We start from the raw sequence: 17,796 nt of genomic DNA on the forward strand, positions 1-17,796 counted from the left end.
TTTCTTCGGTAAAATTTCTTACCTTGTAATGTAGGATTAAGCTCTTTAAAAAAGAATTTACAACCAAAAAAACTCGAGCTATGAATAAAAAAAATATTTTTTTTCACAATAGATATACTGCTTTTTTATTGTTTATTTTGCTAACTCTCTCATACTCTGCTCATATACAAGCATTCACCTATTTTCAAGATAGTAATCAAGATGACACCAACTATAATGAATACAAAGGATATTTACTCGATAATGAGACCAATCGTCCTTTAGTATCAGCATCTATTACTGTAAATGAAACTAATATTTCTACGGTTACAAATGATGAAGGGAAATTTTCATTAAAAGTTCCTAAAAATATGGCTAATGGTAAAATAACGGCCTCATATCTTGGATACAGAGACAAGGTAATTATGCTATCAAAATTTAATGGTAAGGAATTAAAAATAAAACTTAATGTCTCTGTCACCGAATTATCCGAAGTTAATATTGACCCAAAGGATCCAAATGCACTTATACGTGAAGTAATAAAAAGAAAAGGAAGCAATTACCTTAATGAAAATAGTATTATGACTGCTTTTTATAGAGAAACTATCAAAAAACGTAGAAGCTATGTTTCTCTTTCTGAAGCCGTAGTAGATGTTTATAAAAATCCTTATGAATCCACAAAAACAGATATCATCAAGCTTTTTAAAGCACGAAAAAGTGCTGATTATAAAAAACTAGACACACTTACATTAAAATTACAGGGAGGGCCTACTAGTACACTTTATATTGATGTGATGAAAAATCCTGAGATTCTTTTTACAGAAAATATGACCGATACTTATGCCTTTAGTTTCGATAAGTCCACAAAAATTCATGATCAGTATATTTATGTATTAAATTTTAAACAACGCTCTTACATAAAAGAGCCATTGTATTACGGAAAATTGTATATAGATGCCGAAACATTAGCAATGACCAAAGCCGTCTTTAGTCTTAATATGGAAAATAAAGAAGAGGTTAGTAAAATGTTTGTTAGAAAAAAACCAAAAAAAGCAAAAGTATACCCTACCCAGGCATCTTATACTATTGATTATCGCCAAAAAGATGGGAAATGGTACTATGGTTATGGAAGGATTGATCTTGTCGTAAAAATCAATTGGAAAAAGAAGTTATTTAACTCAGTCTATAAACTAAATGTAGAAATGGCGGTTACCGATTGGAAAAAAAATATCAATAATGAAACCGTTAGACCAAGAGACCAGTTAAAATCTTCTGTAGTAATTAGTGATGAAGCATCTGGATTCTCTGATCCAGTATTCTGGGGTGAATATAATGTTATAGAACCAGAAAAATCTATAGAATCAGCAATCAAAAAAATACAAAGACAACTGCGAAAATTAAACTAAAAACAGAACAATTTGCAATCTAAAAAGAGTATGTTTTCATACTCTTTTTTTAGTAAACTCATTTTATTAAATTCAATAATACATAAAATTCACTCAACAATTTCATTACTTTTACATCTGGGAAAATAAAAAGATTGCAACAATAGGCAATCTAAAGAAGTCAATTAAGTTATATCGTTAAAATCATCTAATGAAAAAAATACAGTATTTTGTACTTTTTTGCACACTTACCTGTGTACTTTCTGCACAAAAACGTATGGATTCTCTTGGGGTTAGAGAAGATTTCAGAATTTTTGAAAATATCCTTAAAAAAGGACATCCAAGTTTATATGAATATATTGATCAAGATTCTTTAGAGTATGTCTTTAAGGTTGTAAAAGAATCTTTGACTACAACAGATTCTGATATAAAATTATATCAAAACATGCTGGAGGTTACAGATAAAATAAAAGATGGACATCTTTTGTTTTTTGCTCCCAATACCATAAAAACAGATCAATATTATTTTCCTTTGATTCTTAAATTGATAAATACCGAGTTTTATACAGATACGGATGATTTTGATATCCCGATAGGTTCAAAAATTAATCAAATTAATGGCCACCAAGCCCATGAAATTTTACATCGCCTAAAGAAATATGTATCTAGTGATGGATATAATCTCACCCGTAAATATCGAGAAATAGAGTTAAAATTCGGATTATACTTTGCGTATGAATATGGTGTTGAGAAAAAATTTAGTATTGACTATACAGCCCCAGATGGAACAGAAACAAATAAAGTCTTACCAGCAGAATCTTTTGTAACCGTAAGACTTAGAAATGCCAAGCGTAATTCTTATTTTGCTAAATACCATAAGCAGGAAAATGGTTTTGATTACTTTGATACATTTATTAATAACAAAAGCCCATTTGTATATTACAAAGAAGACTTAAATACGGCTGTTTTGGTTGTCAATTCATTTAGAGGAGACATCAGGATTTTTAAATCAAATCTGATAAAAATTTTCAAAGAAATAAATAAAAAGAAAATTAGCAATCTTGTTGTTGATGTTCGACAAAATGATGGAGGTTTTAGATCTAATGCTGTACATTTATTCTCGTTTATAACCAACAATCTATTTAAACAGATAACTAGTGAATATGTCGCTTCACTTGCCATTCCGGAGCGAAAATATGTCACTAGAACGTATCTTAGTGAAAAGCATTTTTTAAAAGATAAGTTTTATAATCATCCTATATATGATGGATGGAAACTGGTTTTTGATGATATGGAAGCTATTATGGTTCCTGATAAAGATAGGTTTCGAGGAAATGTATATGTGCTTGCCGGAGGAACAACTTTTTCTGCAGGATCTACCTTTGCGCTAAATGTAAAAAATGATCCAAATATTATTTTAATAGGAGAAGAGACCGGTGGTGGATATCATTTTTCTAATGGAGAATTTCCCGTGTATTATGAATTTCCTAATTCCAAAATAATAATGGTAATGTATATGGAAAAGATCAACCACTATATAAAAGACAAAAGAGTCCCTAAAGGCTCTGGTGTACTTCCTGATAGGCAAACTATATTCTCTATTGATGATTTAATCTCTGGTAGAGATCCTGATCTGGATTATGTTCTAAAATTGATTCGTGGCTAAGTAAAAGCTAGCTTCTTACTATCCTAAATTATGCAATATATGTATTTACACTAGTGACTAATTCACAAGAATTATGCAACATTTGCTTAAATCTTAATGCAAGATGCTCATCGTTAAACTTCATCGCCTCACTAATACTATTAGATAATACCAGTTCGCCGATAAGATATTCAACAAAATAACTTTGATCATTTGTTAAAAGTACATATTCTGTCATACAGTAATTTATTTTCTGAACTATATTTTATGATTGTACAGTTCCATAAAGTTCGTCAGTAAAAATAAGTTTAAAACTTACTCGAAAAGATAAAGGAGTAGAATACTTTTACACAGAAGTATTAACAATTATATCCTACACATACATTATAAGTATTGTTGTATATTTTAATATAATCCTGATGATTATCAATTTTGAAAATTCTTAATGGTATTACTTAAACAAATGCTTTAAATTTGTTAACGCACTAAAAACGATCTCATATGCCAATAGACAAACTAGCAGAGGCTTACATTAATATTGATAAAGCGAATGCAGAAGACCCTAATAAGGAAGAAATAAATAATGTATTTGTTTCCAAAGAATTAATCTATGGTCAACGAATGACAGATACTATTGAGGATTTTGAACCAAACGCCCCTGAAGCCCTTAAACTTGCTGCTAGATCACAACATATTTGTAGGTGGAAAATCCCTCGTAAAAATTATGCAATGGATCGTATTGGTTATCTAAAATGGAGAGAAGAGCTAAAACGGTTTCATGCATTAAAAGCCTCAGAAATTCTTGAAAAGGTTGGTTACGATACAGAAACGATTAACCGGGTATCTTTTTTGATTCAAAAGAAAAAATTAAAAAAGGATAAGGATACACAGACTTTAGAAGATGTGATCTGTCTAGTTTTTCTTAATTTTTACTATGAAGATTTTCTAGCTAAACATACCGATCAAAAAATAATTGATATCCTTCAAAAAACCTGGCGTAAAATGTCTGAAAAAGGTCATGAATCTGCACTACAACTTTCCTATTCAGAAAAAGCTTTAGACTTAATTAAAGAAGCATTGAGTAAAGATTCCTGACCTATATTAAATTTAATTTTTTTTTTTAATTACTTCATTGCGATAGTAATCAATAATTCCATCAATAGGTCTTCTTACTATATTACCAACTTTTAGGTGATATGGCCAGACTGCTGCTCTTATAATATCTTCACTAAAATGAGCTATCGAACCAATAAAATGTATAGGTACATGTTGTGATTCTGGAAAACAAAGTACTCTGGTTTCTATAAATTCTTGAATACCTTCGGTAATAATTTTATAAAAATAACCATTACGTTCACTGGTAAAAATAAATTCTGCAAAAGAAGCTAGGTATGTATTAGGATTTTCTCTTTTGTATAGATTTTCCTTAATTGAATCTGAAGAAAGGTCAAAACGTTTTTCAAATTCTGATGCTATTTCGGGAGGCATTCTTTTATAGTAATAATCGCGTATCAGTTTTTTTCCAAAGTGATTTCCACTAGCCTCATCCATAAGAATATATCCAAGAGAATCTACAGACATATGAATATCTTCGCCATCAAAGTAACAACTATTAGATCCTGTTCCTAAAATACATATAATCCCAGGTTCTGTTGTAGCTGCATACACTGCTGCAACCATATCTTCTTTAACGACAATTTCGGCTCCAATAAAAAAATCTTCAAAGATCTTTTTCAACATTACTGCTGGCTTTGTTGTACCGCATCCAGCTCCATAGAAATGAACAGTATCAATTTTATCTCGATAAGAAGAAAGTTTATCATTTTTTCTAACTCTTTCTTCTAAGAGAGATTTCTCAAATACAGCAGGGTTTAACCCTTCTGTACGGGTTTTAAAAACGATTTCCCCTACATCATCCAGAAGAATCCAATCGCATTTAGTAGAACCGCCATCAGCTAATAAAATCATTTAAAAATTTGTTATGTGGTTAGCAAATAGAATAAATACTCTGATTTATTCTTTTGAATTTGATATGCTATCATATTGCGCGTAATCGAGGAATATTGATCTCTAATTACCACTTTTCGATTACGCCCAATGCAACAGTTAATACTATACTTTATAAGTTATATACTAATTTATAAATTACCTACATGCATAGATAAGTCAACTAACTTCGTAGAATACCCATATTCATTATCATACCAGGATATCAGCTTAAAGAAATTCTCATTAAGTGCAATTCCTGCATTAGCATCAAATACAGAAGTTTGTGATTCTCCTACAAAATCCTGAGATACTACTGCTTCTTCGGTATATCCAAGAATACCTTTTAATTCATTCTCAGAAGCCTTCTTTACAACAGCCTTAAGTTCTTCGTAAGAAACTGATTTTTTAGTTTTCACAGTAAGATCTACTACAGAAACATCTACTGTAGGCACTCTAAATGCCATACCTGTTAATTTTCCTTTTAATGCTGGAATTACTTTGGTAACTGCTACTGCAGCACCTGTAGTAGAAGGAATGATATTATTTAATGCACTACGCCCTAATCTATAGTTCTTTCTCGACGGAGAATCTACTGTAGCCTGTGTAGCTGTAGCAGAGTGTACTGTGGTCATCAACCCTTCTTCTATTCCAAAATTATCATCTATAACTTTTGCTAACGGAGCTAAACAATTTGTAGTACATGAAGCATTAGAAACAATGGTATCAGAAGCTTTTACATCATTATGATTCACTCCCATTACAAACATTGGTACATCTTTTGAAGGAGCAGAAATCACTACTTTCTTAGCTCCTGCTTTAAGATGGGCATCTGCTGTTCCTAGTGTGGTAAAGATTCCTGTACAATCCATAACTACGTCTACTTCTACTGCACCCCATTTTAGATCTTCTGGATTACGTTCGGCGGTTACTCGAATTTCTTTTCCATTGACAACAAGATTACCGTTTTTAACTTCGATAGTTCCATCAAATTTTCCGTGTACCGAATCATATTCTAATAAGTAAGCTAAATGCTCTACATCTAATAAATCATTAATTGCTACTATCTCTACATTATCACGTTTAGAAGCAATTCTAAAAGCAATTCTTCCAATTCTACCGAAACCGTTAATTCCAATTTTTAACGTACTCATATTTAAAAATTTAGTTGTTTTTATTAATTTATACTGACTGTGGTTATACTATTTAAAATTATACAGAAGTAATATCTGCTACTTTTATTAATCCATCATGTTTATGAGGTCTTTTATCTAATGCAGTCTTAAGAGGTACAATAGTGACAACCTTATGAACTATCCCAATCATTACTTCGCTTTTACCATCTAATAGTGCTTCTACCGCTCCTACTCCAAGTTTACTGGCTAGTACGCGATCATAGCAGCTTGGTGGTCCACCTCGTTGGATGTGCCCGAGTACAGATACTCTTACTTCATAATCATTAAGATTTTCTTCGACATATTCTCCTAATTCAAAAATATTCTTACCAGATTTGTCACCTTCTGCTACTACAATTATGCTCGAGGTTTTTCCGGTTTTCTTACTTTTCCTTAACGATTCTATAAGTCGCTCTACTCCCATATCCTCTTCGGGAATCAAAATCTCCTCTGCTCCTGCTCCAATACCTGCATTTAAAGCAATATCTCCTGCATCACGTCCCATTACTTCGATTAAAAACAATCGATTATGAGAACTTGCTGTATCTCTAATCTTATCAATTGCCTCTACCACTGTATTTAAGGCTGTGTCGTATCCTATAGTGTAATCTGTACCATTAATATCATTATCGATAGTACCCGGGATACCTACTACCGGAAAATTAAATTCTTCTGATAATTTTAAAGCTCCTGTAAAACTTCCATCACCACCGATGACAACAAGTGCATCAATACCATTCTTAATCAGATTTTCATATGCTTTCTGCCTACCTTCTACAGTTCTAAACTCTTTTGATCTGGCAGATTTAAGAAAAGTTCCTCCTTTATTTATAACATTACGAACAGATCGTGCATTTAGTTCTTCAACTTCATTATTAATAAGACCTTCATACCCTTTATAAATACCAAAACATTTTATAGTATAATAACTACACGCTCTAACTACTGCACGGATTGCCGCATTCATCCCTGGAGCATCTCCCCCAGAAGTTAGTACGGCTATATTTTTAACTTTTTTTGTCATTGAGCCAAATCTATCGTTATTGGTAGTAATAACCTAATTTGCCAAAAAACTAAAACGTTTTCGGTTAATAAATTCAGCTTTTACTGACAAAAAATGCATTATTTTAACACATATTCGCACATTACGTTAAGAATAAATTAATGAGTTTAAAATTGTAGAAAAATAAAAACGACTCGCAATAGCAAGTCGTTTTTGTAAATTAATATTTCTTATTTTAAGTATTCTCTATTCAGTACTATTTTACAAATTGTTTAGTAATTATCTTATCGTCCTCTGTATATACCTTTATTATATAGTTTCCTTTTGGTAATTTTTTAATGTTAATCGAATTGGTTGTAGAAACACCTAATAATCTAGAATTTAAATCATAAATTTCACTCTTTTTGATAAAACCAGAATATTGGATAACCACTCTGTCTTTACCAGGATTAGGATATATCTTCAGGCTATTTATATTGGGTGTGCCAGATTCTAAAGATACTTTATTTCCTTCACCGCCATTAGCACCAGGAAATATTTCTCCTGTAGAGCTTCCTGTTACAGACTTACCACAATCTTTCATTTCTATTCCGGTCCATCTAATTACCCATTCCCTATTCTTTGCTGTACTAGCTCTTAATGGATTTGGAAAATTAAGTGATCCAACTGTTGGTAAATCAGAAGGTGCATCTGCCCATCTTAGATATATTCTAAATCCTGTAGGCGTAGCATTATAAATAGACGAGGTCCCAGAGATATACCAATGAAATCCTTTGTTACCTATAGACTCCAGAGTTACTAAATAATGTGGAGTTGTTTTAAAAGCACATGCTGTGGTATTTACATCTACATAGATTCCTGTTGTGTTATAATTAACCCAGTCATTTGGAGAGGTAACACCTTGCCCCATTTTTATTTGTCCCTGCACTACCACAAGGCAAAAAATAGCTAAAATTGTTAAAGAAATAGTTTTAAGAGATTTCATAATAAAAAGGTTTTAAGAATTAAAAAAGTGAGTTGCTTTCTTTACTTGTTTAGTATAAAACAACGTTTTTCTAAGATACTACAAACCTCAAAAATTAGCTTATGGAATACCAGTAAAAAAAAGAACAAATCTCCTTATTTTTTAATTCAAAAAATATAATAACCATATGATAATAAGATATTTAAAATAAACAAATAATACATTAAGAATTAGATTTAAAGTTGATATTTAACATTTTATTAACTAATAATTTCCCCAAAAATAACTTGTGTTTTAGTTCTAAATCCAATACCTATATCATTCTTCAATCAAAATCTGATATTGCCATGGAGCAAATTCGTATGCTGCACCTGGTAATGCTTCTATTGTTTCTCCAGAAAGGTAATCTGTAAACTTTCCTTTATATTCCAAAGTAAACTTTATTGGTTGCTTTGTCATATTTGCAATAAAGACCACTTTATTACCTTCTTTTTCTCTTAGAAATGCTAATACATTAGTATCATCCGAAGTTTTAATACGAGTGTATGAAGCTGCATTTTTACCACCATGCAATGCCGGATTTGTATTTTTTAGTGTTCCTAATTTCTCATATAACGGGAAAAATTTGCCTTGTTTTTTTATAATAGTATCCTTATCAAAAAACAAAAGGCGTTTATCCATATCATATTCCTGTCCAGAATAAATCAAGGGCATACCTGGTGCAAGGTATGTAAGTGCTGCGAGCATCTCTTTTGCTTCTCCCATTCTTTCATCGACCGTACCATTCCAGGAGTTTTCATCATGATTTGATGTAAAGTTCATTAGAATATCATCTTTTGCATACATGGTATCTATCTGGGTCATTCTTTTATCCCATTCAGTAACATTAGCTTTTCCCTGGGCGATATCATTCATTTTATGATGCGTATCCCATCCATATCCCATGTCAAAAGCATTTTCTAATAATTCTGGCTCCCAACCTTCGGCTAACATAAATACAGGTTTAATCTTTTTAAATTCTGCTACAGTTTTATCCCAAAAATCTACAGGAACCATCCCTGCCACATCACATCTAAAACCATCTACACCTTCTTCTTTTAACCAATACAGCATATCATTTTTCATCTGCTCACGCATCTCCTGGTTGTCATAATTAAGATCTGCTACGTCGGTCCAATCTGTACCTTCTGTATGTGTAATAGCACCGTTTTTATCTTTGGTGTAATATTCGGGATGCTCTTTTAACCAAACATGATCCCAACCGGTGTGATTAGCCACCCAATCCAAAATCACATAAATCCCATTATCATGGGCAGTTTTTACTAATGCTCTAAAATCTTCGATAGTCCCAAATTCTGGATTGACCTTTGTATAGTCAGATACAGCATAATAACTTCCTAATGATCCTTTACTTTTGGTTGTAGAGATAGGATATATCGGCATTATCCATACTACTTTAACTCCTAGTTTTTTAAGAACAGGAATATCTTTGGTAAATGCACTAAAAGTACCTTCTTCAGAATATTGACGAATATTAGCTTCATAAATAACTGCATTTTCCATCATGGCATCGTCAATCGATGGCAGTACTTCTTTTATTTCTTCCAAAACTTCGGTCTTGGCAGTGGTCTCTTCTTTTGTTGTCTTTCCGCAGGAAAATAGAATTCCAATTACTGCAAGACTTAAGATTATCTTTTTCATTTAATTAAATTTATAGGTGGTTATATTTTATTTTAAATCCAATATCATTGATGTCTTAGCCGGTATATTAAAATCCTCGGTGATATCTATATTAGAATCAGTAATAATATCGGTTCCGACACTATAGTTTTTTATACCTTCTTTGAATCGCGTAATATCTAACTGTTGGTCTTTTAAGCTATTATTAATAACTACCATTACGCTTTTCTCTTCATTATACCTGAAGTATACATATACATTATCAAAAGGAATGAATTGTAATAGTTTCCCGGTATGAATTACGGCTGCCTGCTGTCTCCATTTTAAGACTTTGCTCGTAAAAGAGTAAAATGCTTCCTGGTCATTGGTTCTTCCATTTTTGATTTCTGAAGACAAAAAGGCGTTTTTTGTATCTCCTGGCCATCCACCAGGGAAATCTCTGCGAATATCACCATCTCCTTTTTTATCACGATTGCCCAACATACCTATTTCATCTCCATAATAAATTTGAGGGATGCTGCGCGTGGTAAATATCAACGTCATCGCCATTTTATAGGTATCAATATCTCCTTGATATATCTCATTAATACGATTTGTATCATGGTTTCCTGCAAATAATAGAATATTGTTGATATCGGGATATAGAAAATCATTTGTGAAGTTATTATATGCCCTGATCATTCCTTTATCCCAAGAATTTTCATCTTCGTTAAATAATACTGTAATAGCATCATGAAGCGTAAAATCCATTACCGATGGCAAGTGAGAATTGTAGTTATCGATAGCTCCAATTTTACTATTTTTTTGCCAGTATGCTATCTGCGCCTGATTATGCATCCATACCTCTCCTACAATATTAAAATTAGGATATTCGTTCATAATCGCTTTGGTCCATTTGGCTATCCCATCTTTATCATTATAAGAATAGGTATCTACTCTAAAACCATCCAGATCAGCATATTCTATCCACCAAATTGCATTTTGGGTAATATACTTAAGAAGTAAAGGGTTACTTTGGTTCATATCTGGCATTGTAGTATCAAACCACCCGTTCATACATCCTTTACTATCTATTTGTGAAGCATTATCATCAAACTGGGTAGTCATACGATAATTACTACGTCTGAAACCTTCTGGCCATTGGTGTATCCAATCTTTAGTTGGTAAATCTTTTATCATCCAATGCTTAGACCCCCAATGATTTGTAACATAATCCATAACCAGTTTCATATCCTGTTTATGCATTTCTGAAGCTAACCGTTTATAGTCTTCATTGGTTCCATATCGTGGATCTATTGTATACAAATCGCTTTGCGCATAGGTATGATATGAATATGTTGATTCATTATCCTCTAGCAATGGAGTACTCCATAATGCCGTAACTCCCAAATCTTTAAGGTAATCCAAGTGATCAATTACTCCTTGAATATCGCCTCCATGGCGTCCTCCGGGATTAGAACGATCTGCTTTTTCTACTGTATCCTTATGAGAATCATTCTCGGGGTTACCATTTGCGAACCGATCCGGCATGATTAAATACATCACATCACTACTATCAAATCCTTTTCTTTCTGCAGAATTTTCTCTCCTGGATTTAAATTGATACTGTTGAGAAAAGACTACACTACCATTCTCTTTAAAATCAATTGAAACTGTACCTGCTTTAACTTCTTTAGTATCTAAGGTTATAAACAGGTAGTTTGGGTTTTCAGTTTTTGTAATATCCCTAATCGTTATATCTTTACTCTCTACGTTATATTTAGCAATATCTTTTCCGTAGCAAAGTACTTGAAGCTCGTCATGATGCATAGCACTCCACCAAAATGGAGGTTCCATTTTTTCTACCTGTGCCTGGGCTAACGCGATAAAACACAAGGACAACAATATAATTAGTTTACGTTTCATTTTTATATATTTTGTATTTATAGAAATGTAGGTATCAACATTTTTTTGAAAACAATTAGTCTAGCGAAAAAAAAGTATTACTATTTCTTTAAGCAGAGTCGAATAAGTAGGGTTCATTCATCTTAATACAGCTCGACTCTGCTCTCTAGAAAAGGTTGGGGGGCAAAACTCTTATTATAAAATCTATTTCTTAGCAATAGTATATCACACAGTTATTAAACTGTTGGGAGAAATTCTAAACTCCTTATTATCTACATAAATTAATAATTCCTTAGTACCTTCAAGAGTAAACGATGTTCCTTCTTGAGATACCTTTACTTTAAGAATTTGATTTCTGAAATTTACATTGAAGGTATACCCTTTCCATTCCTTAGGAATTTTAGGAGAAAAAGACAGGGTATCGTTTTTAATTCTAAGTCCTCCGAATCCTTCAACAATGCTCATCCATGTACCTGCCATACTTGTGATATGCAGTCCTTCTTCAACTTCTTTATTATAATCATCCAGGTCTAATCTTGAGGTTCTCAGGTAAAAAGTATACGCCTGATCCATTCTATCTAAGCTAGCCGCTTGAATACTATGAACACATGGTGAAAGTGAAGATTCATGCACTGTAAACGGTTCATAGAAATCAAAATGTCGTGTCAATTCTTCTTTGGTAAATTGATCCTCGAACATATAAAACCCTTGAAGTATATCAGCTTGTTTTATATAAGGAGAACGCAATATTCGATCCCAACTCCACTTTTGATTAATAGGACGTTGCGACATTTCCAAATTGTTCACTGTGATCAATTCTTTATCTAAGAATCCATCCTGTTGTAAGTATACCTGATGCTTTTCTGAATATGGAAAATACATCTTATCAGCTACTTCCAGCATTGCATTGATTTCTTCTTGATCTAAATTGGTCTTTTCTATAATCCTGTGATAGTCACTCGTATATTGAGCTTTTATCTTATTAACGTTTTCAATACAATACTCGATACACCATTTTGCCAAATAATTAGTATACCAATTGTTATTGACATTATTTTCATATTCATTAGGCCCTGTAACTCCAAGGATCACATATTTATTTTTATCTGTAGAGAATGTTGCTCTTTGATGCCAGAAACGAGCTATGGCGATCATTACTTCTAACCCTTTCTCTGTAACATAATTATAATCATCTGTGTACCTAACATAATTGTAGATTGCAAATGTCATTGCACCATTACGATGTATTTCTTCAAAGGTGATTTCCCATTCATTATGGCATTCTTCTCCGTTCATAGTTACCATAGGATATAATGCAGCACCATTGGTAAAACCAAGTTTTTTTGCATTCTCTATAGCTTTTTCGAGATGGTTATAACGATAGGTCAATAAATTACGTGCTACACCTTGATCTTTGGTAGCCATATAAAACGGAATACAATACGCTTCGGTATCCCAATATGTACTTCCTCCATATTTCTCACCTGTAAATCCTTTAGGCCCGATATTTAATCTTGCATCTTTACCAAGATATGTTTGATTGAGTTGAAAAATATTAAATCGAATTCCTTGTTGTGCTTTTACATCTCCTTCGATTACAATATCGGCCATTTCCCATACTCTAGACCACGCCTTTTTTTGTAAATCCAAAAGAGCATTAAATCCAGATTCTGAAGCTTGCTTAAGTATTTCTTTGCTAGCCACTTGCAGATCTTCTTCTTTATGATTAAGAGATACTGTATATCCTCCAAACTTTGTGATACCTGCCGTCTCTCCTTTACGAACCTGAATAGTATATTTTAAATGTATGTATGTACCGTTAGCCTCTACTTTTGGGGATATATCTTTTTGTATACTATTTACAAAAATCTTATTTGACATTCCTGTACACACATGATAATCAGTCTTCATGGTTTTAGATAAGATATATGCAGAGTTTTCTTCGTGTGCCAGGTTATAGGTATCCCAAAACTTATCATCCCAGTTCGTATCTTCATTCATGATTCCCGAATCCAGATATGGTACCAATGTTATGGTAGCTTCTTGATTCACAGGAGTTATTTCATATTTAATTGCACCTACTTCATCCAAGTCCAGGCTTAGAAAACGTGTAGATGTAACGGATACTTCTATATTATTGGGTAAAACGGCATGAAATGAGCGTTGATACCAACCCTCTTTCATATTTAGTTCTCTTCTAAAATTGGTTATTGATTTACATGTATATAAATCTAGCTTCTCTCCATCAACTTCTATATCGATACCGATCCAGTTTGGAGCATTTAATACTTTGGCAAAATACTCTGGATATCCATTTTTCCACCAACCTACTCTGGTTTTATCTGGATAATACACTCCAGCTATATAGCTTCCCTGAAAAGTAGGACCAGTATATGTTTCTTCAAAATTGGCGCGCTGCCCCATAGCTCCATTACCAATACTAAAAAGGCTTTCTGATGACTTAACTCGTTCTACATCAAACCCTTCTTCAATAATTGACCAGTTATCTGGTTTTATATAATCCTGATTCATTTATTCTTTTTTATTCATTTTTAGTAATCAGACCTGTACAGATATACGTCTGTCTAAAACATGCCATGAATTTTATCCAAAATTTTTAGGATGAATTGCTGTGGCTTTCTATATTCTTACTAAACTTTTTTGGCCGTGACCAATTGATTTATAAATTCTTCTTTTATTTCTGTGAAATCTTTAAAAATGTAATCTGCTTCGTGTAGTACTTCTTGATTACCAATACCAATACTAATCATATTGGCGATATTTGCAGCCTTAATTCCGGCAACAGAATCTTCGAATACAATACAGTTTTCTGGGGAGATCCCCAATCCTTTGGCGCCTAATAAAAATACTTCAGGATCTGGTTTAGCTTTAGAAACATTCGTTCCATCTACGATTGTATTAAACTTATCATAGAGCTGTACTTTTTCTAAAATCGCCCTGGCATTTTTACTTGCAGAACCCAAAGCAATTGCTTGTTTCTCCAAAATCAAATATTCCAAAATTCTCGGTACATCGGGTAGGATTTCACTAGCATCCATCTCAGAGATATAAGTGAGATACTCTGTATTCTTTTCAGACATCAATTGACTAAATTTTTCTTCTGATATGGTTTTGTTTCCCCATTCCAGAATCTTTTCTAGTGATTGTACCCTACTTACTCCTTTTAGTTGTTCATTCTGTTCTTCAGAAAAAGAAATTCCAAGACTATCGGCAAGTTTTTGCCAGGCCTTAAAATGGTATTTTGCAGTATCGACGATAACACCATCGAGATCAAATATAAATGCTTTTTTCATTACTCTATCTCGCCTTTTGGGTTATACGTTATAGCATCTTTATTTACAATCAACAAATTACACATCCCTGCAATGATCAAACTTATTCCTGCTACCAGCATTGCATTAATCGTTTCACTTCCTATAAGTTTGTATGCAAAATTAACTCCGCCTATAGCTGCTACAATTTGAGGAATCACAATAAACATATTAAATATCCCCATGATGACTCCCATTTTCTTTGGGTCTACAGCACTTGATAACATAGCATATGGCATCGATAGAATACTTCCCCAGGCAAAGCCTACCAAAGTAAAAGAAAGAAATAACCACTCTTGTGAAGGAATAAAATACATCGATATAAAACCGAGACCTCCCAAAATTAGAGATCCAAAGTGAACCCATTTTCTATTAATTCTTTTTCTCGAAGTATAAAAAGTTAATATCAAGGCAAAAGCCATAGAGGACAATCCATATGTCCCCATATATCGACCAACTTGGTTAGATGATTTTTGAAATGCTGTATTTGCTTTTTCGAATGCTGCAACCGACTCTGGGATATCCATATTAAATGTTGATTCGACTGGTGCAGGAGTATTAAACACATGTTCTGTTAAGGCCGGATTTGCAAGACTCCACATAGTAAAAAAGGCAAACCAGCTAAAAAACTGGATAAGCCCAAGTTTTTTCATAGTAAGTGGCATACTTCCGATATTATTCAAAATATCAGGTATAAATTGGTTCTTTTTCTTCTTTTCTAGTTTAAATTCTTCCATATCCTCGGGAGGATATTCAGAAGTTGTAAAAACGGTATATAAAATACTGGCAAGAAAAACAAAAGCTCCAATAGCAAAAGCTATTTTTACCGACAGAGGGATCACACCGTTTGGAGCAGCATCACTTACCCCCATTTGAGAAATCATCCAAGGTAAATTACTAGCTACCCAGGTACCAATACCTATAATAAGTGTTTGAGTAACAAATCCGTATGATCGTTGAGATTCTGGTAATTTATCTGCTACCAAAGCTCTAAATGGTTCCATAGAAATATTTATAGAAGCATCCAGAATCCATAAAAATCCTGCTGCTACCCATAAAACCGGGGAATGAGGCACCAAAAACAGCGCTATAGAACTTAGTACTGCTCCAATTAAAAAGTAAGGTCTACGTCGACCCCATCTTGGGCTCCAGGTACGATCACTTAAGTATCCTATAATTGGTTGAACCAAAAGACCTGTCAAAGGAGCTGCAATCCACAATAAAGGTATTGCATCTTTTTCTGCACCTAAGGTTTGGAAAATTCTAGACATAAATCCGCCTTGCAGTGCAAAACCGAATTGAATCCCCAGAAAACCGAAACTCATGTTCCAAATTTCCCAGAAACTTAATTTACGCTTGTTCATCAAGTAAATGTTTAATTATTACTATGATAAGCGAAACTACTTATCAAAACTTATTTTAGTAGAAAGTGAAAATATAAGTCTTGATCGAGGTCAAAGATATTATAATTTTTTAATTAAAATAGCCTCTCTTTATTTTTTTGTTGATTTTCTTTGAATCAGACTTGTATCAATAATAACTGTTCTATACTCCTCTGTTACAGCATCATCCCCTTCTAATTTATCGATAAGAAGTTTTGCTGCTCGTATCCCCATATCTTCTCCATGCTGGCTTATCGTAGTTAAACTTGGGATAAAATGTTTAGAAAGAATACCATCTGTAAAACCGATAATAGCGATATCATCCGGTACTTTTTTTCCTTGTGCATCAAGGACTTTGGCTGCAGTAACTGCAAATAATTCATTTACTGCAAAAACAGCATCTATATCCTTATCCTTTAAGAAATCTGAAATTTCGGCTTCACAATTATCTATATCTTCTATTTTAAGGATAAGCTCTTCTTTTTCGGGTATATCATAAGCTCTTAGCGCTTTTAAATATCCGTTAGTTCTTAATTTACCCACGCTTATATAATCTACTGTAGTAAGGATGGCTATTTTCTTACATCCAATAGAAAGCAGGTGATTTGTAGCGGTTTGAGCTCCTTTAGCATCATCTATAATCACTTTATCACATACAACCTCATCAATAATTCTATCAAAAAGCACAACAGGCATCCCTTGACTCATGGTCTCTTCGATATGATGATAATCTTTTTTGAGCTGTGTTTCTTTGGCTACAGACAGGATAAATCCATCGGCACTCCCACTAGCCAGCATTTCTAAATTAATGACTTCTTTATCAAAAGAATTGTTTGAAGAACAAATGATTACATTGTATCCTTTTTCATTTGCTACCTTCTCTACCCCACCAATTACCGTTGTAAAAAAGTGATGAACAATTTCTGGAATAATAACACCTATGGTCTTTGTTTTCCTATTCTTAAGGCTTAACGCTATATTATTAGGCTTATAATTGTATAGCTTGGCAAAGGCTTTTACTTTTTGTCTGGTATCTAAACTTATCTCTGCACTATCTTTTAGTGCTTTAGATACGGTAGAAATGGAAACATCCAGTTCCTTTGCTATCTGTTTTAATGTAACTTTTCTCTTCATCCTTTTCCTTTTATTGTTTTATCATCAGATCATTTGATGTAAATCCACCTAAAATGTACTACAAAAACATATTGAATTATCCTAAATCAATATATACAGCCTTTTCATTATTCGTATCTTTTAGTTGAAAATCAAATGTAAGCATCAAAATATGCCATATGACCAGAATTATACTTAAAATTTTGATAGAATTCTAAAAGTTTTCCACACGCAAACGTTTGCGTAAGGTTCGGACTACAACTTGACA

Annotated in this window: 14 protein-coding genes; 3 read left to right on the forward strand and 11 right to left on the reverse strand. The window is 32.9% G+C overall.

Features of this window, described 5'->3' with window-relative positions:
* The first annotated feature begins 80 nt into the window (after nt 1-80).
* Both Z054_RS0112460 and Z054_RS0112465 read left to right on the forward strand, forming a co-directional pair.
* The gene (locus tag Z054_RS0112460) at nt 81-1,385 is read left to right on the forward strand and encodes a carboxypeptidase-like regulatory domain-containing protein (RefSeq protein WP_024770394.1); all 1,305 of its coding nucleotides are present in this window, start codon (nt 81-83) and stop codon (nt 1,383-1,385) included.
* Nucleotides 1,386-1,575: 190 nt separating this feature from the next.
* Entirely contained in the window at nt 1,576-3,030 is a 1,455-nt protein-coding gene (locus tag Z054_RS0112465; RefSeq protein WP_024770395.1) for a S41 family peptidase, read from the forward strand.
* A 28-nt stretch (nt 3,031-3,058) separates the two neighbouring features.
* Here Z054_RS0112465 and Z054_RS0112470 read toward each other — a convergent pair whose 3' ends face one another.
* A complete protein-coding gene (locus Z054_RS0112470; RefSeq protein WP_035091774.1) occupies nt 3,059-3,247 on the reverse strand; it encodes a hypothetical protein in 189 nt (62 codons plus the stop codon).
* Nucleotides 3,248-3,510: 263 nt separating this feature from the next.
* On the opposite strand from Z054_RS0112470, the gene Z054_RS0112475 reads away from it, so the two are divergent.
* Entirely contained in the window at nt 3,511-4,104 is a 594-nt protein-coding gene (locus tag Z054_RS0112475) for a DUF4202 domain-containing protein (RefSeq protein ID WP_024770397.1), read from the forward strand.
* A 12-nt stretch (nt 4,105-4,116) separates the two neighbouring features.
* On the opposite strand, the gene Z054_RS0112480 is transcribed toward Z054_RS0112475, so the two are convergent.
* The 10 genes from Z054_RS0112480 to Z054_RS0112530 all read right to left on the reverse strand — a co-directional run bounded on the left by Z054_RS0112480 (nt 4,117) and on the right by Z054_RS0112530 (nt 17,549).
* The gene (locus Z054_RS0112480; RefSeq protein ID WP_024770398.1) at nt 4,117-4,977 is read right to left on the reverse strand and encodes an N-acetylglucosamine kinase; all 861 of its coding nucleotides are present in this window, start codon (nt 4,975-4,977) and stop codon (nt 4,117-4,119) included.
* Between the two features lie 170 nt (nt 4,978-5,147).
* The gene (gene gap, locus Z054_RS0112485) at nt 5,148-6,149 is read right to left on the reverse strand and encodes a type I glyceraldehyde-3-phosphate dehydrogenase (protein WP_024770399.1); all 1,002 of its coding nucleotides are present in this window, start codon (nt 6,147-6,149) and stop codon (nt 5,148-5,150) included.
* 58 nt (nt 6,150-6,207) lie between these two features.
* Nucleotides 6,208-7,194 carry a 6-phosphofructokinase gene (gene pfkA / locus Z054_RS0112490; RefSeq protein ID WP_024770400.1) on the reverse strand — a complete coding sequence of 329 codons (987 nt, stop codon included), beginning with the start codon at nt 7,192-7,194 and terminating at the stop codon, nt 6,208-6,210.
* Nucleotides 7,195-7,429: 235 nt separating this feature from the next.
* A complete protein-coding gene (locus tag Z054_RS0112495) occupies nt 7,430-8,158 on the reverse strand; it encodes a T9SS type A sorting domain-containing protein (protein ID WP_024770401.1) in 729 nt (242 codons plus the stop codon).
* A 297-nt stretch (nt 8,159-8,455) separates the two neighbouring features.
* On the reverse strand, nt 8,456-9,838 hold the full coding sequence (locus Z054_RS0112500; RefSeq protein ID WP_024770402.1) for an alpha-amylase family glycosyl hydrolase: 1,383 nt from the start codon (nt 9,836-9,838) through the stop codon (nt 8,456-8,458).
* A 27-nt stretch (nt 9,839-9,865) separates the two neighbouring features.
* Nucleotides 9,866-11,722, reverse strand: a complete 1,857-nt coding sequence (locus Z054_RS0112505) for a glycoside hydrolase family 13 protein (protein ID WP_024770403.1) — start codon at nt 11,720-11,722, stop codon at nt 9,866-9,868.
* A gap of 204 nt (nt 11,723-11,926) precedes the next feature.
* Nucleotides 11,927-14,233 carry a glycoside hydrolase family 65 protein gene (locus Z054_RS0112510; RefSeq protein ID WP_024770404.1) on the reverse strand — a complete coding sequence of 769 codons (2,307 nt, stop codon included), beginning with the start codon at nt 14,231-14,233 and terminating at the stop codon, nt 11,927-11,929.
* 119 nt (nt 14,234-14,352) lie between these two features.
* Nucleotides 14,353-15,015, reverse strand: coding sequence for a beta-phosphoglucomutase (gene pgmB, locus Z054_RS0112515; protein ID WP_024770405.1), 663 nt, complete (start codon nt 15,013-15,015; stop codon nt 14,353-14,355).
* Nucleotides 15,015-16,397: an MFS transporter gene (locus Z054_RS0112520; protein WP_024770406.1), complete on the reverse strand. Its 1,383-nt coding sequence runs from the start codon at nt 16,395-16,397 to the stop codon at nt 15,015-15,017. Before Z054_RS0112520 ends, pgmB begins: the two co-directional genes overlap by 1 nt.
* Nucleotides 16,398-16,526: 129 nt before the next feature.
* Nucleotides 16,527-17,549, reverse strand: coding sequence for a LacI family DNA-binding transcriptional regulator (locus tag Z054_RS0112530; RefSeq protein WP_024770407.1), 1,023 nt, complete (start codon nt 17,547-17,549; stop codon nt 16,527-16,529).
* Nucleotides 17,550-17,796 lie beyond the last annotated feature (247 nt).

The organism is Aquimarina macrocephali JAMB N27 (genome assembly GCF_000520995.1).
Lineage (GTDB): Bacteria > Bacteroidota > Bacteroidia > Flavobacteriales > Flavobacteriaceae > Aquimarina > Aquimarina macrocephali.